Origin of the sequence: Falsiroseomonas sp., assembly GCF_051859025.1 — a bacterium.
Lineage (GTDB): Bacteria > Pseudomonadota > Alphaproteobacteria > Acetobacterales > Acetobacteraceae > Falsiroseomonas.
In genome coordinates this window covers 1-24588 of record NZ_JBHYGL010000039.1, presented here as the reverse complement: position 1 = coordinate 24588, position 24588 = coordinate 1, and the positions used below count along the sequence as shown (strand labels likewise).

Genomic DNA, 24588 nt, shown 5'->3' with positions numbered 1-24588 from the left:
AGAAGGGCAGGCATGGCCGCCGATTTCGCCGCGTACAAGCGCGACCTGCAGCGCCGCATGGACGGTGCGCTGGAGACCCTGAAGAAGGAATTCGCCGGGCTGCGCACCGGCCGCGCGAGCCCCGCGCTGCTGGAGCCGATCCGCGTCGAGGCCTATGGCACCAACCAGCCGCTGACCCAGCTGGCCAATATCGGCGTCGCGGGCCCGGGGCTGCTCTCCGTCCAGGTCTGGGACAAGTCCGTGGTGAAGAACGTGGAGGTCGCGATCCGCGACTCCGGCCTTGGCCTGAACCCGATGGCGGAAGGCCAGGTGATCCGCGTGCCGCTGCCGCCGCTGACGCAGGAACGCCGCAACGACCTGGTGAAGACCGCCGGCAAGTATGCCGAGGCCGCCAAGGTCGCCATGCGCAGCGTCCGTCGCGACGGGATGGAGACGGTGAAGGGCTGGGAGAAGGACAAGAAGTCCGAGGCCAGCCAGGACGACGTGAAGCGCTGGTCAGACGAGATCCAGAAGATGACCGACGCCCAGATCAAGACCGTCGATACGACGCTGGCGGAGAAGGAAAAGGACATCCGCACGAGCTGACGGCATTCCGGTGGGAAGGCGCAGCGCCATGCCAGCCAGCCACGGGCCGACCGTGACCGGGACGGCGCGCCGATGAGCGCGGCCGCCAAGCCTGCCGCCGCGGCCAGCCAGGCCTCCGGGTCCGGCGATGCGGTGCCGGTCCATGTCGGCATCATCATGGATGGCAATGGCCGCTGGGCGGCCGCCCGCGGCCTGCCCCGCGCACTCGGCCACAAGGCCGGCGCGGAAGCCGCGCGGCGGGCGATCGAGGCCGCTGCGGAAGCCGGCATCGGCTGGCTCACCCTCTTCGCCTTCTCCTCCGAGAACTGGCGCCGCCCGGCGGATGAGGTGCGGGACCTCACGGGCCTGATGCGCCTCTATCTGCGCTCGGAAGTGAAGACCCTGGTGAAGGAGGGCATCCGCCTCCGCATCATCGGGGAGAGGGAGCGCTTCGGCCCCGACCTGGTGCGCGCCATCGATGCGGCGGAAGCCATGACGGCGGAGGGAAGGCGGCTCAACCTGAACGTCGCGCTGTCCTATGGCGGGCGGGCGGAAATCGTCGCCGCCGCGCGGGCCGCCATGCAGCGGGCGCTGGAAGGTGGGCTGGACCCGGCGGCGCTGGACGAGGCCGCCTTCGGGCGGATGCTCTCTACCCAGGGGATGCCCGACCCCGACCTCATCATCCGCACGTCGGGCGAACAGCGGCTGTCCAATTTCCTGCTGTGGCAATCCGCCTATTCGGAGTTCGTCTTCCAGGACGTGCTCTGGCCGGATTACGAGGCACGGCATCTGGCCGAGGCAATCGGCGAATTCGCGCGGCGGGAGCGGCGCTACGGCGTTCGCGTCGCGTAGCAGTACAGGGTGGTCCGGGGGGAATGACAACAGTGGCGGCGGCGGCCGATGACGCCAAGCGGTGGCGGGACCTGCGCAAGCGCGCGCTGTCCGCCGCCGTGCTGGGCCCGGCGGCGGTGGCCTGCATCTGGTTCGGCGCGGAAGCCTTCACGGCGCTGATGGCCATCGCCGTCGCGGTGCTGGCCTGGGAATGGGTGCATCTCTGCGGCCGCCGGACCCGGGTCTTCCCGGGGCTCGCCGTGCCGCTCGTGGTGCTGGTCGCCGGTGCCTTCGCGGTGGAGGATCATCCCCGCACCGCGCTCGCCGTGCTGGTCGCGGGCTGGATCGCCACCTGGGTGGGCGCGCAGCGGATGGGCGGCAGCCTGACCCAGCCTGCCGGGCGGCTCGCGGCGGGCGTGCTCTATATCGGCCTGGCCGGCATCGCGCTGATCGAGTTGCGCCACGATACGGAAGCCGGGCGGGCCAATGTCCTGTTCCTGTTCCTGGTCGTCTGGGCGTCTGACATCGGAGCCTACATGGCGGGCCGGGCCTTTGGCGGGCCGAAGCTCGCGCCCTCCATCTCCCCCAACAAGACCTGGTCCGGGGCGGCGGGGGGGCTGGTTTCCGCGATGATCGCGGGCGGCGCCTGCGCGCTGGCCTTCACGCCGGGCGCGTCGCTGCTGTCGATCGCGGTGGTCGTGGCCATCGTCTCCGTCGCCTCCATGGCCGGGGACCTGCTGGAATCCGCCATCAAGCGGCACTTCAAGGTGAAGGACACCTCGTCCCTCATCCCCGGCCATGGCGGGTTGCTGGACCGGCTGGATGGCGTGCTGGCGGCGGCGCCGGTGGCATCCGTCATCTCCTTCATGCTCGGCCTCGGCCGGCCGCTCTGGGGCTGGGGCTGATGCCGCGCTCGATCACCATCCTCGGCTCCACCGGCTCCATCGGCCGGTCCACCATCGCGCTGCTGGAAGCGGCGGAACCCGGGCGCTTCACGGTGGAGGCGCTGGTCGCCAACCGGGACGTGCCGGTGCTGGCCGACCAGGCCCGGCGCCTCGGCGCCCGCATGGCGGTGGTGGCGGATGAAGCGGCCTGGCCGGCGCTGAAGGCGGCGCTGGGCGGCACGGGAATCGAAATCGCGGCCGGTGCGGCGGCGGTGGAACAGGCAGCCGCGCGGCCGGCGGACTGGACCATGGCGGCGATCGTCGGCGCGGCGGGGCTGCGCTCCACCCTCGCGGCGCTGGCGCGCGGCGGCACGCTGGCGCTGGCCAATAAGGAAAGCCTGGTCTGCGCGGCGGAGCTGGTGCTGCGCACGGCGGCCGAAAGCGGCGCGCTGCTGCTGCCCGTGGACAGCGAGCACAACGCCATCTTCCAGGCCCTGGCGGGGCAGGACCCGAAGGGCGTGGAGAAGATCATCCTGACGGCGTCCGGCGGTCCCTTCCGCCACTGGGACCTGGCGCGGATGGCGACGGCCACGCCGGAACAGGCGGTGGCCCATCCCGTCTGGTCCATGGGCGCCAAGATCAGCGTCGACAGCGCCACGATGATGAACAAGGGGCTGGAGGTAATCGAGGCCGCGCGCCTCTTCCCCGTCCACGAATCGCGGATCGAGGTGCTGATCCACCCGCAATCCGCGGTGCATGGCCTGGTGCAGTACAGCGACGGTTCCATCCTGGCGCAGTTGGGATCGCCCGACATGCGCACCCCCATCGCCCATGCCCTGGCCTGGCCGGAACGCATGGCGGTCGGCGCGCCGCGGCTCGACCTTGCCATGCTGGGCAAGCTCGAATTCTCCGCCCCCGACCCCGTCCGCTTCCCCGCGCTCCGCCTGGCGAGGGAGGCCTTGCAGGCAGGCGGCGGCGCTCCGACTATATTGAACGCTGCGAATGAGGTGGCGGTGGGGCTGTTCCTGGAACGGCGCCTCGGCTTCCTCGACATCGCGGCGGTGGTCGAGGAGACGCTCGGCGCCCTGGTCGCGGAAGCCGGCACGCCGCTGGCGCTGGGGGTGGATGGCATCCTCGCGCTCGATGCCCTGTCGCGGCGGGAAGCCGCGCGGCGGGCCGGGATGCGCGCCAAGGTCGCCTGAGGGCGCGGGCTGCCACCTCCTTTGCCGACCCGGCGCGGGGCCACGCGCCAGAATACCGGCGCAGTGCCGCGCCCCTGGAGAGCACCTTGGATTTCCTGCCAGAACCCATCCGCACCATCGTCGCCTTCGTGGTCGTGCTCGGCGTGCTCGTCTTCTTCCACGAACTCGGCCACTATCTGGCGGCGCGCTGGCGGGGCATCCATGTGGAGCGTTTCTCCGTCGGCTTCGGCCGCGCCATCGCCAACTGGACCGACAAGCGCGGCACGGAATGGCGGGTCGGCTGGCTGCCGCTCGGTGGCTATGTGAAGCTGCACGGGCAGGAGACGCCGGAGGATGCGAGCCCGGAGGTCCGTGCCTCCTGGCGCCCGGGTGAGACGTTCCACGAAAAGCCGGTGCGCGACCGTGCCATCGTCGTGGCGGCCGGGCCCTTCGCGAATTTCCTGCTGGCCGTCCTGATGTTCGGCGGCCTCTACATGACCGTGGGCAAGCCCTCCGCCACCACCACCGTCTCAACCGTGCAGGAAGGCTCCGCCGCCGCGCGGGCCGGGCTGGTGCCCGGCGACCGGATCCTGGCGCTGGATGGCCAGGCCGTGACGCGGTTCGAGGAGGTGCAGCGCCACATCCAGCCCCGCGCCGGCCAGACCGTCACGATGACGATCGACCGTGAGGGCCGGCAGCGCCAGGTGGAAGCCGTGCCCGAGCCGCGCCAGAACGGGGAGCGCACGGTGGGTGTGCTCGGCGTCGGCGCCGGCGCGGCGGAGTTCAAGCGGCTCGACCCCTTCAGCGCCATGTGGGGCGGCGTGACGCAGACCGCCGACATCACGGTCCAGACCCTTGCCGCCGTCTGGCAGATGATCGCCGGCGGCCGCGGGGCGGAGGATCTGGGCGGGCCGCTGCGCATCGCGCAGATGTCAGGCCAGGTGGCGGAGATGGGGATCACGGCCCTCGTCTCCTTCATGGCTGTGCTGTCGGTGAACCTGGCGCTGATCAACCTGTTCCCGATTCCCGTGCTGGATGGCGGGCACCTGATGTTCTACGCGGCGGAAGCGATTCGCGGCCGGCCGCTGCCGCCGCGGGCGCAGGAGATGGGGTATCGCGCCGGATTCGCGCTCCTCATCACCCTCTTCGTCTTCGCCACCTGGAACGACCTGTCCCAGTTCGGCCTGTTCACCTGGGTCGCCGGCCTGTTCAGCTGAACGGGCGGCGCCGGGCGGAAATGGCGGCTGGCCGCGGGTTTCAAGCCTGCGGCCCCCGCCCATCCGCCGGGGCCGCGACGGGGCAGGGGGCGCCAGGTGAGGCCGCCCCGGTGCAGGGGTGGCGGCGCCGGGTGCGCTCGGCTAGTGTCCGGACCGCCCCCACCCCCCCAGGGAATTGCGTCTTGGTCGCCAACCGGCTCCTTTTGCTCGCCGCCACCTGCCTTGTCCCGGTCGCGCTCGCGCTGCCGGTGGAAGCGCAGACCCGTCAGCCGCGCCAGCCCGCGCCCGCGGCGGCGCCCGCCCAGGGCACCGTCCGCGGCATCGACGTGGTCGGCAACCAGCGCATCGAGCAGGACACGATCCGCTCCTACATGCTGCTGCAGCCCGGCGACGCCTTCAATGCGGATCGCCTCGACCGCAGCCTGCGCACCCTGTTCGCGACAGGCCTGTTCCGCGACGTGACGGTGACGCGCGTCGGCGACCGCATCCGCGTGCAGGTCGAGGAGAACCCGATCGTCAACCGCGTGGCCTTCGAGGGCAACAGCAAGGTCGGCGACGACGTGCTGCGCCCGGAGGTGCAGATGCGGCCGCGCGCGGTCTTCACGCCGCAGCAGGCGCAGGCGGACCGGCAGCGCATCCTCGACATCTATGCCCGCCGCGGCCGTTTCGCGGCGCGGGTCGAACCCAAGCTCATCCAGCTCGACCAGAATCGCGTCGATGTGGTGTTCGAGATCACGGAAGGCGATGCCGCGCTGGTCAGCCGCATCAACTTCGTGGGCAACAACGCCTTCTCCGACACGCGGCTGCGGGACGTGGTGGCGACGCGGGAACAGGCCTGGTACCGCATCCTCTCCACCTCCGACATCTATGACCCGGAGCGGCTGAACTTCGACCGCGAATTGCTGCGCCGCTACTACCTCCGCAGCGGCTACGCCGATGTGCAGGTGGCGTCCGCCACGGCGGAACTGGCGCCGGACCGCAGCGGCTTCTTCGTGACCTACACGCTGGACGAAGGCGTGCGCTACCGCGTCGGCCAGGTGCAGATCACCAGCACGCTGCGCGGCGTGGAGCCCGAGGCGCTGATGCGCGAACTCGCGGTCGAGCAGGGCGCTTGGTACGACGGCGATGCGGTGGAACGGTCGGTCGAGGCGCTGTCCGATGCCGTCGGCCTGCGCGGGATTCCCTTCGTGGAGGTCCGCCCCCGCGTGGTGCGGGACCGCGAGGGGCGTCGCGTCGACATCACCTTCGAGATCGCCGAAGGCACGCGCGCCTATGTCGAGCGCATCGACATCCAGGGCAACGCCCGCACGCAGGACCGCGTCATCCGCCGCGAATTCCGCATCGCGGAGGGCGATGCCTTCAACGCCGCGCAGGTGCGCCGTTCGCGCCAGCGCATCCGCGACCTCGGCTATTTCGGCCAGGCGGAGATCACGGCGCAGCCGGGCTCGGCGCCCGACCGCACCGTGCTGCAGACCACCATCACGGAACGCGCGACGGGCGAGATCTCGCTGGGTGGTGGCTTCTCCACCGATGCGGGCTTCCTGACCGATTTCGGCGTGCGGGAACGCAACTTCCTCGGCACCGGCGTCGATGCGCGGCTGCAGACCATGCTGGCGCAGCGGCGTACCCAGGTGGACTTCTCCGTCACGGACCCGTCCTTCCTGGACCGGAATCTGGCCGCGGGCATCGACCTCTTCTACATCACGCGCAACCTGACGGAGACGTCGGGCTACCGCGAGAAGCGCGTCGGCATGGCGTTGCGCGCGGGCTATGAGTTCAACGAGCGGGTTCGCCAGAGCTGGGCCTACAGCCTGGTGCAGCGCGACATCTTCGACATCACGAGCGACGCGAGCCGCTTCATCCGCGAACAGTCCGGCCAGACCTTGCTGTCGCAGATCGGCACGACGCTGTCCTATGACGTGCGTGACAGCCGGATCGAGCCGAAAAGCGGCTACATCGTCCGCGTGGGCACGGATGTCGCGGGCCTCGGTGGCGATGTCGCCTATGTGCGTCTGCGCGGCGACGTCGCCGGCTACATCCCGCTGGAACGCTTCTTCGGCGACAGCGACTACGTGCTGGCCCTGCAGGCCGGCGTCGGCCAGCTGACGCCCTGGGGCGGCCGGCCGGAACGGATCATCGACCGCTTCTTCCTCGGCGGCGACAATCTGCGCGGCTTCTCCCTGGCCGGTGCCGGTCCGCGTGACGTGCCCTCGGGCGACCCGCTCGGTGGCCGCCTGATCTGGACGCAGACGACGGAGCTGCGCTTCCCGCTGCCGCTGCCGTCCGAACTCGGTCTGCTGGGCCGCGCCTTCGTGGATGTCGGCTCCCTCTCCAACACCCCTGTCACCGGCACGGGCGTGGCCGATGACAGCAGCCCCCGCGTGGGTGCCGGCGTCGGCCTGTCCTGGCGTACGCCGGTAGGCCTGATCAACATCGACATCGCCCAGGCGCTGGTGAAGAAGTCGTATGACGAGACGCAGCTTGTGCGCTTCGGCTTCGGCACGCGCTTCTGAGCAGTTTCCAGGATCATCGACCGATGCGTCTGCGTCTTCTCCTGACCGCTTCCCTGATCGCCCTGGCCACGGCGCCGGCGCTGCCACCGGCGGCGTTGGCCCAGGCCCAGCAGGGGCAGGAATGGTTCGTGCCCGGCCAGGGCCAGCAGCGCCCCCAGGGGCAGCCGGCACAGGGCCAGCCGGCCCAGCAGCAGCGCCCGCCGCAGGGCCAGCAGGCCCAGCGCCCGCCGGCGCCCGCCGCCGGCCAGCGCACCCCCGCGCCGGTCATCGCCATCGTCGACATCCCGGAGGTCCAGCGCCTCTCCGCCGCGTTCAACCAGGTGCGGGAGGAGATCGAGCGTCGCCGCGCCCGGCTGAACGAGGATCTGCAGCGCGAACAGGCGCGGTGGCGTGAGGAGCAGCAGGCGCTGGCCGCCGCCCGCGCCACGCTGCCGGCCGAACAGCTGCGCAACCGGGAACGGGAATTGCAGGACCGCATCACCGATGCGCAGCGCATCTTCCGCGACCGGTCGCGCGCCATCGACCAGGCGGCGCAGATGGCGCTGCAGCAGATCGAGCAGGCGCTGGGCGCCGTGATCCGCCAGGTCGCGGCATCGCGCGGCGTGAACATCGTGCTGCCGCGGCCGCTCGTGATCTTCAACGAATCGGGCTTCGACCTTACGGATGAGATCAGCGCCCAGATGAACCGCGTGCTGCGCAGCGTGACGATGCTGCCGGAGGGTGCGGCCCCGGTCGAACCGCCGCCGCCCGCTGCGACGCCCGCGGCACCTGCCGCGCCGGCGACCCCGCCGGCCGCCGCCCCGCCCGCCCGGCGGAACTGATCCCATGGCAGCCGATCCCCGCTTCCATCGGGCGGGGGGCGCGCTGACCCTCGCCGAGGCCGCCGCCGCGGCGGGTGGCGAACTCGTCGGCGGCGACCCGGCGCGCCTCGTCTCCGGCGTCGGGCCGCTGGATGGCGCGGGGCCGGACCATGTCAGCTTCCTCGACAACCGACGCTATCTGCCGAAGCTGGCGGAGACGCGCGCCGCGGCCGTCGTACTGGCCCGGGATTTCGCCGGCCGCGTGCCGGATGGCGTCGCGGCCATCGTCGCCGCCAACCCCTATCTCGGCTTTGGCCGCGTGGCGCGCCGCCTGTTTCCGCAGCCCCCCGCGCGGCCGGGCATCCACCCGACGGCGGTCGTCGATCCCGCCGCCACCATCGGTGATGGCGTGCAGGTCGGGCCCTATGCGGTGATCGAAGCGGGCGCCGAGATCGGCGCGGGCTGCGTGATCGGGCCCCATGCGGTGGTGGGCGAAGGCGTGGTGCTGGGTGAGGGCTGCCGCATCGGCGCCCATGCCAGCCTGAGCCACTGCGTCGCCGGCCGCTTCGTGGTGCTGCACCCCGGCGCCCGCATCGGGCAGGAGGGTTTCGGCTTCGCCGTTTCACCGGAGGGGCGGTTCGAGACGATGCCCCAGCTCGGCCGCGTGATGCTGGGCGATGCGGTGGAGGTTGGCGCCAATGCCTGCGTGGACCGCGGCAGCCAGGGGGACACCGTGCTGGGCGCGGGCACGCGCCTCGACAATCTGGTGCAGATCGGCCACAACGTGAAGACCGGTCGCGCTTGCGTGCTGGTGTCGCAGGTCGGCATCGCCGGCTCCACGGTGCTCGGCGACGGCGTGCAGATGGGTGGACAATCCGGCACTTCCGGCCACCTGAGCATCGGTGATCGCGCGCAGGTCGCGGCGCAATCCGGCGTGATGTCCGATGTCGGGGCTGGTGAGGTCGTCGGCGGTTCGCCGGCCTGGCCGTTGCGGGAAACACTGCGCGCCTTCGCCACGCTGCGGCGCCTCGCGGGGAAGCCCGCGGCGAAGGCCTGACCAACACTGCCTGGCCGGGACTGTCTGGCCGGTCAGGGCCTGGTCGGCCGGCGGAAGCCCCGGTCGTGCGCGGCACGGGGCGATGGGACGGGACGGAAGAGACGACGATGGACCAGAACGCAGACCCGAACGCAGCAGTGCCCGCCCCCGAGGGGACCGTGGCAGCCTATGACATTGCCCGCATCATGCAGGCGATCCCGCACCGCTTCCCCTTCCTGCTGGTGGACCGGGTGGTGGAGATCGTTCCCAACGTCTCCGCCGTCGGCATCAAGAACGTCTCGATCAACGAGAACTTCTTCCAGGGCCATTTCCCGCAGCACCCGGTCTTCCCGGGCGTGCTGATCATCGAGAGCATGGCCCAGACCGCGGCGGTGCTGGTGGTGGAAACGCTCGGCCCCTCCGCCCAGGGCAAGCTGGTCTATTTCATGACCGTGGACAGCGCCAAGTTCCGCAAGCCGGTGGTGCCGGGGGACCAGATGCGCGTGCATGTCGTGAAGGAAAAGCAGCGCGGCAACATCTGGCGCTTCAGCGCCGAGGCCAAGGTGGACGGCAAGGTCGTGGCCGAAGCCACCTACGCCGCCATGATCCTCGATAAGTGAACGGACAAGCCACCGTGGACGCCGTGCCAGCGCCTGCCGGCGTCCATCCGGACGCCCCTGCTCACCCGGGCGTCCATCCGGACGCCTTCATCCACCCCGCCGCCTATGTGGCGCCCGGCGCCAGCATCGGCCAGGGCTGCCGCATCGGGCCCGGCTGCGTCGTCTCCGCCGATGCGGTGCTGGAGGCGGGGGTCGAGCTGACGGCCCATGTCGTCGTCGACGGCCGCGCCTTCATCGGCGCGGGGGCGAAGATCTACCCCTTCGCGACCATCGGCCTGCCGCCCCAGGACCTGAAGTACAAGGGCGAGCCGACGGGCGTTTCCATCGGCGCCCGCACGCAGATCCGCGAACACGCCACCATCCACCGCGGCAGCACGGGCGGCGAGGGCATGACGCGCATCGGCGCCGATTGCCTGGTGATGTGCGTGGCGCATGTCGGGCATGACTGCCGGATCGGCGACGGCGTGATCCTGGTGAACAACGTGATGCTGGCCGGCCATGCGGAGATCGGCGACTTCGCCATCATCCAGGGTGGCGCGGCGGTGCAGCAATTCGTCCGCATCGGGCGGATGGCGATGGTCGCCGGCATGTCCGGGGTGGAACGCAACGTGCTGCCCTATGGCCGGGCCAAGGGCTATCGCGCGAAGCTGCATGGCCTGAACACCATCGCCATGCGGCGCCGGCTGGGGCTGTCCAAGGACCAGGTGATGGTTGTGGCGCGCGCGGTGCACGACCTCTATCGCGGCGGACGGCCGGAGGACCATGTGGAGGCGATCGCCGCCGCCCATCCCGGCAATGCGCTGGTGGCGGAGATCCTGTCCTTCGCCGCGAATCGCGGACGCCACGGGCTGTGCCCCTTCGGCCGGGCCGCGGAGGAGGATGAGGGCGGAGAGGCCGCGTGAGCCTGCCGCCCTCCCTGCGACCCCCGGCGCCTGCTGCCAATTCGACCCTGGGTATTGTCGCCGGCGGCGGTGTGATGCCGCTGCGCGTCGCGGATGCGGCCCGGCGCGCGGGTCGGCCGGTCTTCGCCGCGCTGATCGATGGTTTCGCGGAGCCGCGGGACTGGGCGGCTTTCCCCCATGCCGTGGTCCGGCTGGGGGCGGTCGGCCACCTCTTTACCGTGCTGCGCCACGCCGGTGTGCGTGAATTGGTGATGGCGGGGCGGGTGAAGCGGCCTTCCATCCTGTCGCTCCGGCTGGATGCGGAAGGCGCGCGGCTGGTCGCGCGGGTGGGGCGCAAGGCGCTGTTCGGCGGCGATGACGCGCTGCTGACCGCTGTGGTCACGGTGCTGCGCGAACAGGGCTTCACGCCGATCGGCGCGCAGCACGTCTTCGAACAGCTCCTCATGGAGGAAGGCGTCCCGACGCGCGCCCGGCCGGATGACGCAGCGATGGCCGACATCCGCCGCGGGATCGCGGTGTGCCGGCAACTCGGCATCGCCGATACCGGGCAGGGCTGCGTCGTGCAGCAGGGCCTGGTGCTGGCGGTGGAGGCCATCGAGGGAACGGATGCGATGGTCGCGCGCTCCGGCAGCCAGAGTCGGGAGGGTCCCGGCGGCGTGCTGGTGAAGCTCGTGAAGCCGACCCAGAGCGCGCTCGCGGATCTGCCGGTGATCGGGCCGGATACGATCCGCGCGGTGGCGGAGGCCGGGCTGCGCGGGATCGCGGTGGAAGCGCGGCGGGATGGCCATTACGGCACCATCGTGATCGACCGGGAAGCCACCATTGCCGCCGCCGATGCCGCCGGGCTGTTCCTGGCGGCGCTCAATGCCGACAAGGCCCTGAACGAGGAAGGATACCTGCCATGAGCAGCCTGCTGCACACGATGATCCGCGTCGGCAACCTGGAGCGGAGCGTCGATTTCTACACGAAGCTGCTCGGCATGAAGGAACTGCGCCGCCGCGACGTGCCGGAAGGCAAGTACACGCTGGTCTTCGTCGGCTACGCCGAGGAAGCCACCGGCGCCGCGGTGGTGGAGCTGACCTACAACTACGGCACGGAGAAGTATGACCTCGGCACCGGCTTCGGCCACCTCGCGGTCGGCGTGCCGGATGTCTATGGGATGTGCGAGGCGCTGCGCGCGGCGGGTGCCAAGATCACGCGGGAGCCGGGGCCGGTGAAGTTCGGCACCACCGTCATCGCCTTCGTGGAAGACCCCGACGGCTACAAGATCGAGCTGATCGAGCGGAAGTAACCCGGCCACGCCATGCCGATCCTGACCCCGCTGGAGGATGCGCTGGCCGGCATGTCCGACCTGGCGCGGGCCATGGCGGGGCGGGAGAGGGTGCGGCTGGCCGTCACCGGCCTGTCCCGCGCCGGCAAGACGGTGTTCCTGACCTCGCTGGTTGCGAACCTGCTGGCGGCGGGGCAGGGGGCACGGACGCTGCCGGCGCTGGAGTCCGCGGCCGGCGGCAGGCTGCGTGGCGTGCGGCTGGTGCCCGCAGGCGTCGAGGCGACGCCCCGCTTCGACGCGGCCGGCCACCTGGCGGCGCTTGCCGCCGATCCGCCGCGCTGGCCGGGGCGGACGGAGGACCTTTCCACCCTTGAGCTGGAACTCACCATCTCCCCGGCCTCCTGGCTCGGCCAGGCGCGGGGGATGGTGATGGGGGACCGGCGGATCACGCTGGAACTGCTGGACTATCCCGGGGAATGGCTGCTCGACCTTCCGATGTTGGACCAAGGCTTCGCCGAGTGGTCGCGGGAGACGCTGGCACGGCTGCGCGTCGGGCGGAGGGCGGAGGCGGCGGCGGAATTCCTGGCCTTCGTCGATGCGCTGCCGCCGCGCGCCACGGCGGAGGAGGCGCTGGCGCGGGAGGGCTTTCGTCTGTATCGCGCGGCGCTTTTGCGCCTTCGGGACCGTATGGGGTTCCGCTTCCTCCAGCCCGGGCGGGCGCTGAACCCCGGGCCGCGGGGGGAGGCGCCGCTGCTGTGGTTCTTCCCGCTGCCGGAGGGGCATGAGGGCGGCCTTTCCGAGCTGCTGCGGCGGCGGCATGCCGCCTACCTCGACGACCAGCGCGCCGCCTTCTTCGACCCCTTCTTCCGCCGCTTCCATCGCCAGGTGGTGCTGGTGGATGCGCTCGGCGCGCTTCATGCCGGCGAACAGGCCTTCGACGACACGGCGGAAGCGCTTTCCGCCATTGCGCGCGCGCTGCGCCAGGGGGGCGGGTGGCTCGACCTGCTGACGGGGCAGGGCGTGCGGCGCGTGGGCTTCGCGGCGACCAAGGCGGATCACGTTCCCGCGCGGGCGCGGGATGCGCTGGCCTCCCTGATGGCGGACCTTGTCGGCCGTCAGGCGCCGGGGCCGGCGGGGGCGGAGACGCCGGTGCGGGCGATCGCCGCCATCCGCTGCACGGAGGATACCTCCGCGCTGCTGGATGGCAGGCCGGTCGCGGCGGTGCGCGGCGTGCTGATGAAGGATGGGCGCCTGACGCCCGTCTATCCCGGGGAGGTGCCGATGCGCCGGCCCGAGCCGGATTTCTGGGACGCCCCCTATTTCGAGATGCCGGCGTTCCAGCCGCCCCGCCTTGTGGGTGCCCCTCTTGTGGGTGCCCCCTTTGTGGGTGAATGGGGCGCCGGCATTCCCCATCTGGGTCTCGACGCGCTGCTGGCGGCGCTGATCGGAGACCTGTTGTGAGCGAGAAGACGGTATCGCGTGGCCCGCGGGTGCTGACGGAGGAGGCAGCGCCCATGGCGCCGCGGCTCGACCTCGGCTGGGACCAGGCGGTGGTGCCCGTCGCGCCGCCGCCGATCGCGCGGCGCTGGTCGGCGCCGGCGCTCGCCGCCACCGGCGTACTGGTGCTGCTGCTCGGCCTGTCCGCCATCGATGTCGCGGGCTTTGTCGCGGACCAGTTCGCCCGCGGCGCGCCGCTGGGCTGGCTGACGCTCGGCGTGGCCGCGCTGGGCTACGGGCTGATCGGCTGGGCCGGATTCCGCGAACTCCGCGGCCTCGCCGCGCTGGAGAGCGTGGAACGTGGGCGGGAGGCTGTGGCGAGGGGCGACCACGCCGCGGCGCGGCGCGCGGTGCTGGACTGGGCGGCGCGGGTGCCAGCGGCGGTGCCGACGCTGCCGGCCCTGAAACAGGCCCCTGATCTGCCGACCCTGCTGGCGCTGCTGGAGGCCGGGCCGCTGGCGGCGCTGGACCGCCAGGCGGTGGCGGCGGGGCGGGCGGCGGCCTTGCAATCCCTTGCCGCCACGGCGGTCGTGCCATCGCCCGCGCTGGACGGGGTCTTCATCGCCTGGCGCGGCGTGCGCCTGGTGCGGGAAGTGGCGGCGATCCATGGGCTGCGGCCCGGCTTCGCGGGCACACTGAAACTGCTGCGGCGGACGCTGTTCGAGGCCGGAGCCGTGGCCGCAGCCGATATCGCCATCAACGCTGCGGTGACAGCGGTGACGACCAACCCCCTGGTGGCGAGCGTGGTGGGCGATGCCGCGACCGGCGCCGTGGCGGCGCGGCGGATGCTGCTGCTGGCGCGGGCGGCGTCCCGGGCCTGCCGGATCGTGACGCCGCGATAGGCGGCGCCTCGGTCCTCAATCCTTAGGCCGGTTTAGCTCTTTTAGCACTTTTAGCACCGTTTTCGCGGGGGTCGGGCCGGCCCCGATTTCCAGATGAACGGTGCTTCGCGGGCGCAGATCGCCCGGCGATGGCGAAACATACCAGGAACACCACGCCGGGCGCCAGCGGATTTCGCGGCGCTACCGAACCTCGATATTGCCCTCATCCAGAAGGTCCAGCGTCACGCCGCGCAGGATGAGGGTATCGGTGCCGAGCGTCAGCACGACATCCCCGCCCGACTGCACCATCGCCGCCTTCACCGCCGCGGCATCCGTGAAGCCGTGCCCGGCGATGACGAGCCGATCCTCCGCCGCTTCGAAATCGGTGATGAGGTCGAGGTCGGAATCGTCGTACCAGGTGGGTCGCCCGGCGCTGTCCCGGTCCAGCAGGAAGTCGTCGGCGCCGTCGCCGCCGGTCATCGTATCCCCGCCCAGGCCGCCATCCAGCGTATCGGCGCCCGCATCGCCAAGCAGGCTGTCGGCCCCGGATTGGCCGCGCAGCAGGTCTTGCCCCGTGCCACCCAGCAGCGTGTCGTCCCCCTTGCCGCCACGCAGCTCGTCATCGCCCGCCTGGCCGTCCAGGATATTGGCCTCGCTGTTGCCCAGGATGATGTTGCCCGCGGCATTGCCGGTGCCGGCGTGGCCGGCCAGCAGGTTCAAATTCTCCAGCCCATCGCCCAGGGTGTAGTCGAACCGGGTGGCGACCCAGTCGGCGCTGCCGCCGCCGGGTTGCTCGATGATGACGGTGGCGGCGTCGGTCAGGTGGTAGCTGTCATTGCCGCCGCCCCCCATCAGCGTATCGCCGCCCACCAGCGCGGACGGGGCGGAGGCGGCGCCGGGGCTGTTGTCCCAGAGGTCATCATCGCCGGCGCCGCCCCTCAGCAGGTCGTTGCCGAGCCCGCCGATGAGCCGCGTGCCGTCGTCTCCACCATCGATCGTGTCATCGCCGAAGCCCCCATCGACCGCGTCGGTGGTGCCGGTGATGGTGATGCGGTCATCGCCCGCGGCGCCGCGCACCAGCCGGGCGCTGCCGGTCAGGTGGATGATGTCGTCGCCCTGCCCGCCATCGACGAAGGCCAGGGTTCCGCCGGCGGCGATGCTGTCATTGCCTTCCCGCCCATCCAGCATGGCGGCGCCGATGGCGGTGGCCAGGGTGTCGTTGCCCGTGCTGCCGAAGATCTGGTCATCGACATGGCCGCCCACCAGGCTGTCATCGCCGCCGCCGCCGAACAGCGTGGCGCCGCTGTCGCCGAGGTTGCGCAGCAGGTCGAAGCCGCCATTGCCGACGAGGTACTGCGCGCCATAGGCCGTCAGCGTGTCGTCCCCGGCCGCGCCAAACAGGGTATCGGCCCCGATGCCGCCATTGATGACGTCGTTCGAGCCCTCCCCCAGCAGCAGGGAATTGCCGGTGCCGCCGGTGATGGTATCCGCGCCGAGGCCGCCGGCCAGGGTGGCGCCGCCGGCGCCGAGGTCCAGCAGCACATCCCGGTCCGCGCCGCCCAGCAGCAGATTGGCGCCCCCGGCTTCCAGCCTGTCCTGCCCCGCATCGCCGGACAGGGTGCTGGCGCCGGTGCCGCCCACCAGGCGGTCATCCCCGCCATCGCCGGACAGGCGGGATGCGCCGGTGCCGCCGAACAGCGTATCGGCGCCCTCGCCGCCGGAGAGGCTGGCGCCCCCGGTGCCGAGGTCCCGCAGCAGGTCGCGCCCGGCATCGCCCAGGGCCAGGTTGCCGCCGAAGGCGGCGATGGTGTCGTCATCCGTGCCGCCCGCCAGGGTGGTGGCGCCGGCACTGCCCGTCAGACTGTCATTCCCCGCGCCGCCATCCAGGCTGGCCGCGCCCGCGATGCTGGTGGAGAGGCGGTCATCGCCATCGCCGCCCGACAGCGTCGCGCCGCCCGTCAGGATGTCATGCCCGCCGCCGCCGGACAGCCGGGAGCCGTCGAGCCCCACCAGCGTGTCCTCGCCATCCCCGCCATCGAGGACCAGGCCACCCGAGAGATAGTCATTGCCCGCGCCGCCATCGAGCGTGGAGGAGGCGCTGCCCAGCAGCGTGTCGTCATCCTCGCCGCCGGAGAGGCTGACGGCGCCGGGCAGCGTGGCGCCGAGGATGTCGTTCCCCGCACCGCCATCCAGCACATCGCCCGCCATGCCGAGCAGCGTGTCGTTCCCGCCCTCACCGAGGAGGGTATCGGCGTCCGCGCCCCCCTCCAGCAGGTCATGGCCGGCGCCGCCGCCGATGCTGTCCGCGCCATCGCCGCCGAAGACGCTGTCCGCGCCATCGCCGGCCGCGATCCGGTCCGCGCCGCCGAAGCCCCAGATGGAATCGCCGGCATCGCTGCCGGTGATGGTGTCCGCGGCATCGCCGCCATAGACACCTTCGAACCCGCCAGCCATGCCGCCAGCCAGGCTGTCCGTGCCTCCCAGGCCATCGGTGGCGATGCCGTTGGCCATGTTGATCGCGGTGCTGGTCGCGGCATCGCGGTAGGACAGGATATCGGCGCTGCCATCCCCGCCCGCCAGCGTATCGTCGCCCGCGCCGCCCGCGACGGTGTCGTTCCCCGCGCCGCCATCCAGCAGGTCATGGCCCGTGCCGCCCTGCAGCACATCCTGCCCGCCATCGCCGCGGAGCGTGGAGGCACCGGTGCCTCCATCAAGGTAGTCCTGCCCCTCGCCGCCGGAGAGGGAGGCGCCGTCGGCGCCGGCGAAGAGGCTGTCATTGCCCCCCATGCCCGACAGCGTGTCGATGCCCGCGCCGCCCTGGAACTGGTTGGCGGCCTCCGTGCCGATGATGCGGTCGGCATAGGCGGAGCCGGTGACGTTCTCGAAATTCGCGAGGCCGCCGGTGGCGAAGGCGCCTTCCCCGAAGGTGAAGCCGGGCAGGTTGACGGTGAAGACGCTGCCCGGCGCGGCACCCGTGACGCCGGAGAAATCGATGCGGTCGATGCCGTCCCCGCCATCGACCTGATCCTCGCCGGCACCATTGGCGATGTAGTCGTCGCCGGCGCCGCCATCGATCAGCTCATACCCCGCGCCGCCGATCAGGGTGTCGTTGCCCTCCGCGCCGCGCAGCGTATCGGCATCGACGCCGCCCAGCAGCACGTCGTCGCCTTCGCCGCCCCAGAGGCTGTCGGCGCTTTCGCCGCCATCGAGGTTGTCGTTGCCCGTGCCGCCATCGAGCGTATCGACATCGAGCCCGCCGCGCAGCGTGTCCTGCCCCGCGCCGCCATCCAGGCTGTCGGCGCTGGCATCGCCGGACAGGATGTCGTTGCCGTCGCCGCCAAGCAGCGTATCCGGGGCATCGCCGCCGGACAGGGTGTCATCCCCGGCATTGCCCGCCAGGATGTCCTGGCTGGCCCCGCCATCGAGGAGGTCATTGTCCGATCCGCCCGACAGGGTATCGGCGTCGAGACCGCCCGACAGCGTATCCGCGCCGCTGCCGCCGGCGAGGAGATCGGTTCCCTGTTCGCCGTTGATCTGGTCGGCGCCATCGCCGCCATCCAGGGAATCGGCATCGTCGCCGCCATTCAGCGTGTCGTCGCCGGCGCCGCCCACCAGGCTGTCCGTGCCGGCTTCGGCATTCAGCAGGTCGCTGTCCGCCTGGCCTTCCAGCGTATCGTCATCTGACCCGCCATTCACCGTGTCGCTGCCCGCGCCGCCGGCCAGCCAATCCGTGCCGTCATCGCCATTGACCTGGTCGTCGCCGGCGCCGCCATCGAGGCTGTCGGCGGCGATGCCGCCCGAAAGCGTGTCCCGGCCATCGGCGCCGTTCAGGCTGTCCGCGCCCGCTTCGCCGAACAGGCGATCATCGCCGATGCCGCCATCCAGCGTATCGGCGGCTTCCCCGCCGAAGAGCGTGTCCCCATCGGCGTCGCCGATGATCGAATCGGCGCCGTCGCCGCCGAACAGGCTGTCCGCCCCCGGGCCGCCATAGAGGGCGTCATTATCCTCGAGCCCGAAGATGGTGTCGGCGCCGTTACCCCCGACCAGGACGTCATTGCCCTCATCGCCATGCAGGCGATCGTCGCCGGCGTCGCCATCCAGCGTGTCATGCCCGCGCAGGCCGAAGAGGGTATCGGCGCCCGGGCCGGGCGCGCCGCCGGTGACGTCGATGGACTGGAAGCTGGGGGTGGCGACGTCGTCGCCGTCACCGCCGACGATCACGGGCATGAAGGGGTCCTGGCAGCGGGGCGTCGGGAAGGGACGTCATTATCGGCTGGATCAGCCCGGCGGTGCAACGGCGGTTAATATTTTGGACAGCGATCCGTCCATGCGCCGCGGTTGGCTTTCGCTCAAGCGCCGCGGGGCTGGGCCCCATGGGGCGAGGACCAGGCCGGTGCGGGCAGCGCGGGCGGGGCCGGCGCCGGGATGATGGCGGCGGAAGCGGCATCCATGGACGCGGCCAGGATATGGGCATCGAGCGCGGCGTGCAGATCCTCGCCGGGCCAGTTGCCGGCGCCGGCCAGGCCCTCCCGGCGCTGCCCACCCGGGGCCAGGCCATCGGACTGGGTGGCGAGGGTGGCGAAGCGCAGCAGGGTATTGGCGGGAACCCGCACGCCCTTTTCCGCCTGGACGGGGGCGACGATGGCGCTGCCATCCGCCTCCAGCGTGACGGTGACGGGGCCGAAGATGCCGGTGGCCGTGACGGTTTCCGCCAGGCGGCGGGCTTCCATGCGGGCCGCTTCCTCGAAGGGGGAGCGCAGCAGGGGCGGCAGGTCCCCGGCGGGGACGTCCTGGCCAAGCCGGGCATGGGACGCCAGGGGCAGGCCCGGGCCGGCGTCCCGCGGGCGGCGCGTGACCGGGGCGCGGGCGTTGCCGACCGGCAACGGATGGCTGGCCACGGATTGGAGCATGTCCTCACGCCCCATGCGGCCGGGGGCGGCGGCGGCGAGGGTCACGCGTTCGGTGGGGTAGAGGACCGCGTGGCCCCAGAAGCAGGTGACCAGGCCCATGCCGCCGAGCGCGAGCTCAACGGGCAAAGGGAGGTGGGCGAGGGTCATGATGAGCCCCGTCCAGAGGGCGACACCGGTGAGGCCGAGGATCCAGAAAGCCAGCTTGGGCAAACCACGCATGACATCCTCCTGAGGGAGGCGAACCAAATCACGCCTCTTAAGTTATTTTTTAGATATCGTCGGGAGGCGAGGTCAAGCGCAATCGACCGATTATGCCTAATCGGTTGCGCATTCTTATTATTTGTACAAAATTATCGCGCGAGACAGGAGAAGCGGCCCAGGCCCAGCGGCGCGCATCGGCCCTTCCGCCGCCCCCGAGGCGGGGGCGGCGGGGGGGGGCGGTCAGCGGTTGGCGGCGGCCGCGATGCGGGTGAGGGATTCGGTGCGGCCGAGCGCGACCAGCACCGCGTCGATCGGTGGCGACTGGGTGCTGCCGGTCAGCGCCACGCGGAGCGGCTGGGCGACCTGGCCGAGCTTCACGCCCTTCACCTCCGCATAGTCGCGCAGCCACTTCTCCAGATCCTGCTTCTCCCACGGCGCGTCGGCGAGGAACTGGGCCAGGTCGGCCAGGCGGGCCTGGGCTTCGGGGGTGAGGAGCGCGGCGGCCTTGGCATCGGGTTCCGGCGCGCCGTCGCCGACCGCGAAGATCGTGGCGGTGGCCAGGTCGTCGATGGTGCGGGCGCGTTCCTTCAGATCCGGCATCAGGGCGCGGATGCGGGCGGCGGCGGTGGTGCCGAAATCGATGCCGCGCTTCGTCAGCCGGGCGGTGACCTCATGCAGCAGCCGGTCGTCATCGGCGGCGCGGAGATAGACGGCATTCACATGGGACAGCTTGGCATAGTCCATGCGGGACGCCGCGCGGCCGACATCCTTGAGGTCGAAGAGCTGGATGGCGCGATCCCGCGGCACGATCTCCTCATCCCCATGGCCCCAGCCGAGGCGCAGCAGGTAGTTGCAGACGGCTTCCGGCAGCAGCCCCTGGTCGCGGAATTCCAGCGCCCCCACCGCCCCGTGGCGCTTCGACAGCTTCGCGCCGTCGGCCCCGTGGATGAGGGGTATGTGCGCGAAGGCCGGCCGGTGCCAGCCCATCGCGTCATAGACCATGCACTGGCGAAACGTGTTGGTCAGGTGGTCGTCGCCGCGGATGACATGGGTGATGCCCATGTCGTGGTCGTCCACCACCACGGCGTGCAGGTAGGTGGGCGTGCCGTCGGAGCGCAGGATGATCATGTCATCCAACTCCGCATGGTTCACGCGGACATCGCCCTGCACCAGGTCGGGCACCAGGGTCTCCCCACCCTTGGGGGCCTTGATGCGGATGGCCGGCGCGATGGAGGGGGCCTGGGACGGGTCGATCCCGATCCAGCGGCTGCCATCATATTTGAAGGGGCGCTTCTGGGCCTCGGCCTCCGCGCGGGCGGCGGCGAGTTCCTCCGGGGTGTCATAGGCCAGGTAGGCAGCGCCCTTGGCGAGGAGATCGCGCGCGACCTCGGCATGGCGGGCTTCGCGCGCGGACTGCATCACCGGGGGCTCGTCGGGGGACAGGCCGAGCCAGGCCAGGCTTTCCAGGATCTGGTCCACCGCCTGCTGGGTGCTGCGGCTTTTGTCCGTATCCTCGATGCGCAGCAGGTACTGCCCGCCATGGCGCCGGGCGAAAAGGTAGTTGAACAGCGCCGTGCGGGCACCGCCGATATGGAGGTAGCCGGTGGGGGAGGGGGCGAAGCGGGTGCGGACCGACATGGCTTCCAGTTCCGGAAACGGCGAGGCAGGGCCGCCCGGGTAGCGCAGATCGGCGCCCGCCGGAACTGCCGGCGGGCGCCGATCGGCCCTCTACATGGACCGGGGGCCGAAATCCCAGGGCGCGCGGTTGGCTTCCTGCGCCGCATCCATCCGCGTCAGGCCGATATCCTTCAGCATGTGGTCATCCATCTCCGCGAGGTAGCGGCGCGTGGTGACGGCGCGGAATGCCTGGCCGAGCCAGCCCAGCCAGGTGTTGCCCCCGGCTGCCTTGCGGCGGGCGGCGCGGGCGCCGTGCCGGAGGGAGCCTGGAGTGATCACGAAGCCGGACATGGTGGGCGATCCTTACGGTGTGTGGTGGCACCGGAAGGATCGGATAGCGAGAGGGATCAGTAAAACGAGTTCTGTTGACGTAGCGCATCAGAGTTGTTGATGATGGCGCCCATGGCAGCCCCACCCCCCGGCCTCGACCCCGATCTGCTGCGGAGCTTCGTGCTGATCGCGGAGGGCGGGTCCTTCACCCGCGCCGCCGAACGCGTGGGGCGGACACAGAGCGCGATCTCCATGCAGATCAGGCGGCTGGAGGAGACGCTGGGCCATCCCCTGCTGATGCGCACGCCGAAGGGCGTGCAGCCGACGCCGCAGGGCGCCTGGCTGCTGGACCGGGCGCGGGAGATGCTGGCCCTGAACGACGAGATCATCGGCAATTTCCGCGCGCCGCCGATGGTGGGCACGGTGCGGCTGGGCACGCCGGACGACTACGCGCTGAACTGGCTGCCGCAGATCCTGGCCCGCTTCGCGGAGACGCATCCGGCGGTGGAACTGGACGTGACCTGCCTGAACTCCGACGTGCTGGCGGAGCGGTTCCGGGAAGGGCGGCTCGACATGACCCTGCTGACGGAGGGGCATGAGGCGCCGGGAAGCGCCGCGCAGCGCATCTGGCGCGGGCCGCTGCGCTGGGTCGGCAGCCCCCGGCACGCGCTGCAGCGGCGGGACCCGCTGCCGCTGGCCATGGCGCTGCCGGCCTCGGGCTGCCCCTGGCGTAACGCGGCGCTGGGGGCGCTGCGGCAGCAGGGCAGGGCGGCGCGCGTCACCTATAACTCCGCCACGCAGACGGGGTGCTTCACCGTGGCGCTGGCGGGGCTGGCGCTGACGGTCAGCACGCCGACGACGCTGCCGGAGGGGCTGTCCTGGATGGGGGAGGCGGAGGGGCTGCCGCCCCTGCCGGAGATGGGCATCCTGCTGCTGCGTCACGAAGCCGCGATGGGCGTGCCGGCCGCGGATGCCCTGGCGCGCCACATCGCGGAGGGCTTCGGCCGGGCGGGCGGGACGGGCGTGCCGATCGCGGCGTGACGAATCAGTTCGGACCTTGATCGACCGGCCCCGCTATGCGGCAATGCGGGGCAAGGGATCAGGGAGAGCCAAGATGATGAACCGCCGCCACTTGCTGGCCGCCACCGCTGCCGGTGCCGGGCTGGCCATGCCGACCATCGCCGGGGCGCAGGGCGCCTGGCCGGACCGCCCCATCCGCATCATCATCCCCTTCCCGCCGGGCGGGTCGAATGACACGGTGGCCCGCATCCTTCAGCCCAAGATGCAGGAGATCCTGGGGCGGCCGATCGTGGTGGAGAACCGGGCCGGGGCCTCGGGGTCCGTCGGCAATGGGGAGGCCGCCCGGGCGGCGCCGGATGGCTATACCTGGTGCCTGGCGAACGACACGCTGGCCACCAACGACACGCTGATGCAGCTGCCCTACCGCGCGGGGGAAAGCTTCACCTACTGCACGGTCGTCGGCACCTGCCCCTATGCGCTGGTGACCCACCCGCAGCAGCCCTTCCAGAATTTCGGCCAGCTGACCGCCGCGGCGAAGCGGGCGCCGAAGACGCTGAACTACGCGACCACCGGCGTGGGCAGCGGGGCGCATATCGCCACCGTGCTGCTGCAGCAGCGCGGCGGGTTCGAACTGGAGCACGTGCCCTATCGCGGCGGCGGGCCGGCCCTGCAGGACAGTCTGGCGGGCCATGTGCCGCTGTTCATGTCCAATATCGTGATCATCCTGCCGCATATCCGGCAGGGCTCGCTGCGGCCACTCGGCATCACCCAGAAGACGCGCAGCCGCTTCCTGCCGGATGTCGTGCCCTTCGCCGACCAGGGCTTCGCGGATTTCGAGGCCCTGACCTACTGGGTTCTGATCGGTCCGGCGCGGATTCCGGCGCCGATCACGGCGCGGATGCAGCAGGCGGTCGCGCAGGCCTTGCAGGACGCCAATGTCCAGGCCCGCATGGCCGACCAGGGCGCCGAGATCGTCGCCAGCACGCCCCAGCAGACCGAGGCCTTCGTCCGGGCCGAGATCGAGAAATGGGGCGCCGTCATCCGCGACAACAACATCCGCGCGGATAGCTGACGGGTCCGTGGCCGGCGTTTCGCTTGTGCGCGGCGCCGGAGGATGGCATGGGACGAAAAAGGGCACTTGCCCGCCAATTTCGGGAGGAATCGAGCGCATGTTCCAGCGCCGCAGTCTGATCGCCTTGTCCGCCATGGGGTCCGCCGCGGCCATCGCCGCACCCTCCGTTTCACGCGCGCAGGGAAGCTGGCCCGACCGACCCATCCGCCTGATCGTCCCTTGGGCGCCGGGCGGCTCCACCGACACGATCGCCCGCCTGTTCCAGGCCCGGCTCGGCGCCGTGCTCGGCCAGCCCGTGGTGATCGAGAACCGGGGAGGGGCCTCCGGCGCCATCGGGGCCGCGGAAGCGGCGCGGGCGCCGGCGGATGGCTCCACCTGGATGTTCCAGTACGACAATGAGGGGCCGAACCAGACCCTCATGCGCCTGACCTACCGGACGCTGGAGGCCTTCGCGCCGGTCAGCCTGGTGGCGACGGGGCCGCTGGCGATGGTCTGCCATGCCTCCACCCCCTTCCGGACCTTCCGGGACGTGGTCGATGCGGCGAAGCGGGAGCCGGACCGCTACAATTACGCGACCTCCGGCGCCGGGGGGCTGGCGCATATCGCGACCACGCTGCTGCAGCAGCAGAACGGCTTCAAGCTGACCCATGTGCCCTATCGCGGCGGCGGGCCGGCCGTGACGGCGGCGGTGGCGAATGAGGTCCCGCTGTTCATGACCAATGTGGTCATCGTGTCCCAGCACATCCGGGCCGGGACGCTGCGGGCGCTGGGCGTCACCACGCGGACGGAAAGCCGGCATGTGCCGGGCGCGCCGAGCTTCGCGCAGCAGGGCTTCGGCGATTTCGAGGCGCCGACCTGGTGGGCCATGTTCGGCCGCGCCGGCACGCCGCAGCCGATCCTGGACCGGATGCACGCCGCCCTGACCCAGGTGCTGCGGGAGCCGGAGGTGAAGGCGCGGATCGAGGAGCAGGGCTGCGACATCCAGGCCAGCGACCCGGAGACCTGCCGGCGCTTCGTGGCCAATGAGATCGAGCGCTGGGGCCAGGTGATCCGCGACAACAACATCCGCGCGGATAGCTGAGCGGCCCGCCGGGCAAGGCGCCCGGGTCCAATTTTCGGGCCGGGGCGCTTTTTCTGGGGATATTTCGGGACTGAGCGAGGAGGGGCGGCCCGGTGGGGCCGCCCTTCTGCATCCCGGGCCCAGGAGTTCCCTCGGTTTCCCGGGCTGGTGGGGTGTTGATGGGCCGCGTTTGACAGTTCTGGGTCTGGCGGATAGAAACCGCTCACCGACGACGAGGTGGT

General features: G+C 71.3%; 21 protein-coding genes. 17 read left to right on the top strand and 4 right to left on the bottom strand.

The genetic code is table 11. From position 1 onward, the window contains the following. Positions 1-12: 12 nt before the first annotated feature. The 14 genes from frr to ACTIE5_RS26000 all read left to right on the top strand — a co-directional run bounded on the left by frr (position 13) and on the right by ACTIE5_RS26000 (position 14157). On the top strand, positions 13-585 hold the full coding sequence (gene frr / locus ACTIE5_RS26065) for a ribosome recycling factor (protein WP_439552660.1): 573 nt from the start codon (positions 13-15) through the stop codon (positions 583-585). Between the two features lie 72 nt (positions 586-657). Next, positions 658-1416 (top strand): polyprenyl diphosphate synthase, encoded by a 759-nt coding sequence (gene uppS / locus ACTIE5_RS26060; protein ID WP_439552659.1) that lies wholly within the window; start codon positions 658-660, stop codon positions 1414-1416. Positions 1417-1439: 23 nt separating this feature from the next. Further along, positions 1440-2300 carry a phosphatidate cytidylyltransferase gene (locus tag ACTIE5_RS26055; RefSeq protein ID WP_439552658.1) on the top strand — a complete coding sequence of 287 codons (861 nt, stop codon included), beginning with the start codon at positions 1440-1442 and terminating at the stop codon, positions 2298-2300. Continuing rightward, positions 2300-3481 carry a 1-deoxy-D-xylulose-5-phosphate reductoisomerase gene (gene dxr / locus ACTIE5_RS26050; protein WP_439552657.1) on the top strand — a complete coding sequence of 394 codons (1182 nt, stop codon included), beginning with the start codon at positions 2300-2302 and terminating at the stop codon, positions 3479-3481. The genes ACTIE5_RS26055 and dxr overlap by 1 nt, the downstream gene beginning before the upstream one ends. A gap of 86 nt (positions 3482-3567) precedes the next feature. After that, on the top strand, positions 3568-4677 hold the full coding sequence (rseP, locus tag ACTIE5_RS26045; protein ID WP_439552656.1) for an RIP metalloprotease RseP: 1110 nt from the start codon (positions 3568-3570) through the stop codon (positions 4675-4677). A 182-nt stretch (positions 4678-4859) separates the two neighbouring features. Continuing rightward, positions 4860-7190: an outer membrane protein assembly factor BamA gene (gene bamA, locus ACTIE5_RS26040; protein WP_439552655.1), complete on the top strand. Its 2331-nt coding sequence runs from the start codon at positions 4860-4862 to the stop codon at positions 7188-7190. A gap of 23 nt (positions 7191-7213) precedes the next feature. Continuing rightward, a complete protein-coding gene (locus ACTIE5_RS26035) occupies positions 7214-8011 on the top strand; it encodes an OmpH family outer membrane protein (protein WP_439552654.1) in 798 nt (265 codons plus the stop codon). Positions 8012-8015: 4 nt separating this feature from the next. Beyond that, positions 8016-9047, top strand: a complete 1032-nt coding sequence (gene lpxD, locus ACTIE5_RS26030) for a UDP-3-O-(3-hydroxymyristoyl)glucosamine N-acyltransferase (protein WP_439552653.1) — start codon at positions 8016-8018, stop codon at positions 9045-9047. 107 nt (positions 9048-9154) lie between these two features. Beyond that, positions 9155-9646, top strand: a complete 492-nt coding sequence (gene fabZ, locus ACTIE5_RS26025; protein WP_439552652.1) for a 3-hydroxyacyl-ACP dehydratase FabZ — start codon at positions 9155-9157, stop codon at positions 9644-9646. Further along, the gene (gene lpxA, locus ACTIE5_RS26020) at positions 9643-10548 is read left to right on the top strand and encodes an acyl-ACP--UDP-N-acetylglucosamine O-acyltransferase (RefSeq protein ID WP_439552651.1); all 906 of its coding nucleotides are present in this window, start codon (positions 9643-9645) and stop codon (positions 10546-10548) included. The genes fabZ and lpxA overlap by 4 nt, the downstream gene beginning before the upstream one ends. Beyond that, a complete protein-coding gene (locus ACTIE5_RS26015; RefSeq protein WP_439552650.1) occupies positions 10545-11453 on the top strand; it encodes an LpxI family protein in 909 nt (302 codons plus the stop codon). The genes lpxA and ACTIE5_RS26015 overlap by 4 nt, the downstream gene beginning before the upstream one ends. Further along, complete coding sequence (gene gloA / locus ACTIE5_RS26010) at positions 11450-11839, top strand: lactoylglutathione lyase (RefSeq protein ID WP_439552649.1); 390 nt, start codon at positions 11450-11452, stop codon at positions 11837-11839. Before ACTIE5_RS26015 ends, gloA begins: the two co-directional genes overlap by 4 nt. 12 nt (positions 11840-11851) lie before the next feature. Then, a complete protein-coding gene (locus tag ACTIE5_RS26005; RefSeq protein ID WP_439552648.1) occupies positions 11852-13279 on the top strand; it encodes a YcjX family protein in 1428 nt (475 codons plus the stop codon). Continuing rightward, entirely contained in the window at positions 13276-14157 is an 882-nt protein-coding gene (locus ACTIE5_RS26000) for a DUF697 domain-containing protein (protein ID WP_439552647.1), read from the top strand. Before ACTIE5_RS26005 ends, ACTIE5_RS26000 begins: the two co-directional genes overlap by 4 nt. 180 nt (positions 14158-14337) lie before the next feature. Here the strand turns inward: ACTIE5_RS26000 and ACTIE5_RS25995 are convergent, their stop codons facing one another. The 4 genes from ACTIE5_RS25995 to ACTIE5_RS25980 form a co-directional block, all read right to left on the bottom strand. Beyond that, entirely contained in the window at positions 14338-18363 is a 4026-nt protein-coding gene (locus tag ACTIE5_RS25995) for a beta strand repeat-containing protein (RefSeq protein ID WP_439552646.1), read from the bottom strand. A gap of 122 nt (positions 18364-18485) precedes the next feature. Further along, a complete protein-coding gene (locus tag ACTIE5_RS25990) occupies positions 18486-19265 on the bottom strand; it encodes a hypothetical protein (protein ID WP_439552645.1) in 780 nt (259 codons plus the stop codon). A 222-nt stretch (positions 19266-19487) separates the two neighbouring features. After that, a complete protein-coding gene (gltX, locus tag ACTIE5_RS25985) occupies positions 19488-20885 on the bottom strand; it encodes a glutamate--tRNA ligase (RefSeq protein WP_439552644.1) in 1398 nt (465 codons plus the stop codon). A gap of 90 nt (positions 20886-20975) precedes the next feature. Further along, entirely contained in the window at positions 20976-21215 is a 240-nt protein-coding gene (locus tag ACTIE5_RS25980) for a DUF1127 domain-containing protein (protein ID WP_439552643.1), read from the bottom strand. A 111-nt stretch (positions 21216-21326) separates the two neighbouring features. Here ACTIE5_RS25980 and ACTIE5_RS25975 point away from each other — a divergent pair, with 111 nt between their 5' ends. The 3 genes from ACTIE5_RS25975 (at position 21327) to ACTIE5_RS25965 (ending at position 24367) form a co-directional block, all read left to right on the top strand. Beyond that, positions 21327-22235, top strand: a complete 909-nt coding sequence (locus tag ACTIE5_RS25975; RefSeq protein WP_439552642.1) for a LysR family transcriptional regulator — start codon at positions 21327-21329, stop codon at positions 22233-22235. Positions 22236-22308: 73 nt separating this feature from the next. Beyond that, positions 22309-23286 (top strand): tripartite tricarboxylate transporter substrate-binding protein, encoded by a 978-nt coding sequence (locus ACTIE5_RS25970; protein ID WP_439552641.1) that lies wholly within the window; start codon positions 22309-22311, stop codon positions 23284-23286. A 97-nt stretch (positions 23287-23383) separates the two neighbouring features. Next, complete coding sequence (locus ACTIE5_RS25965) at positions 23384-24367, top strand: tripartite tricarboxylate transporter substrate-binding protein (RefSeq protein WP_439552640.1); 984 nt, start codon at positions 23384-23386, stop codon at positions 24365-24367. Positions 24368-24588 lie beyond the last annotated feature (221 nt).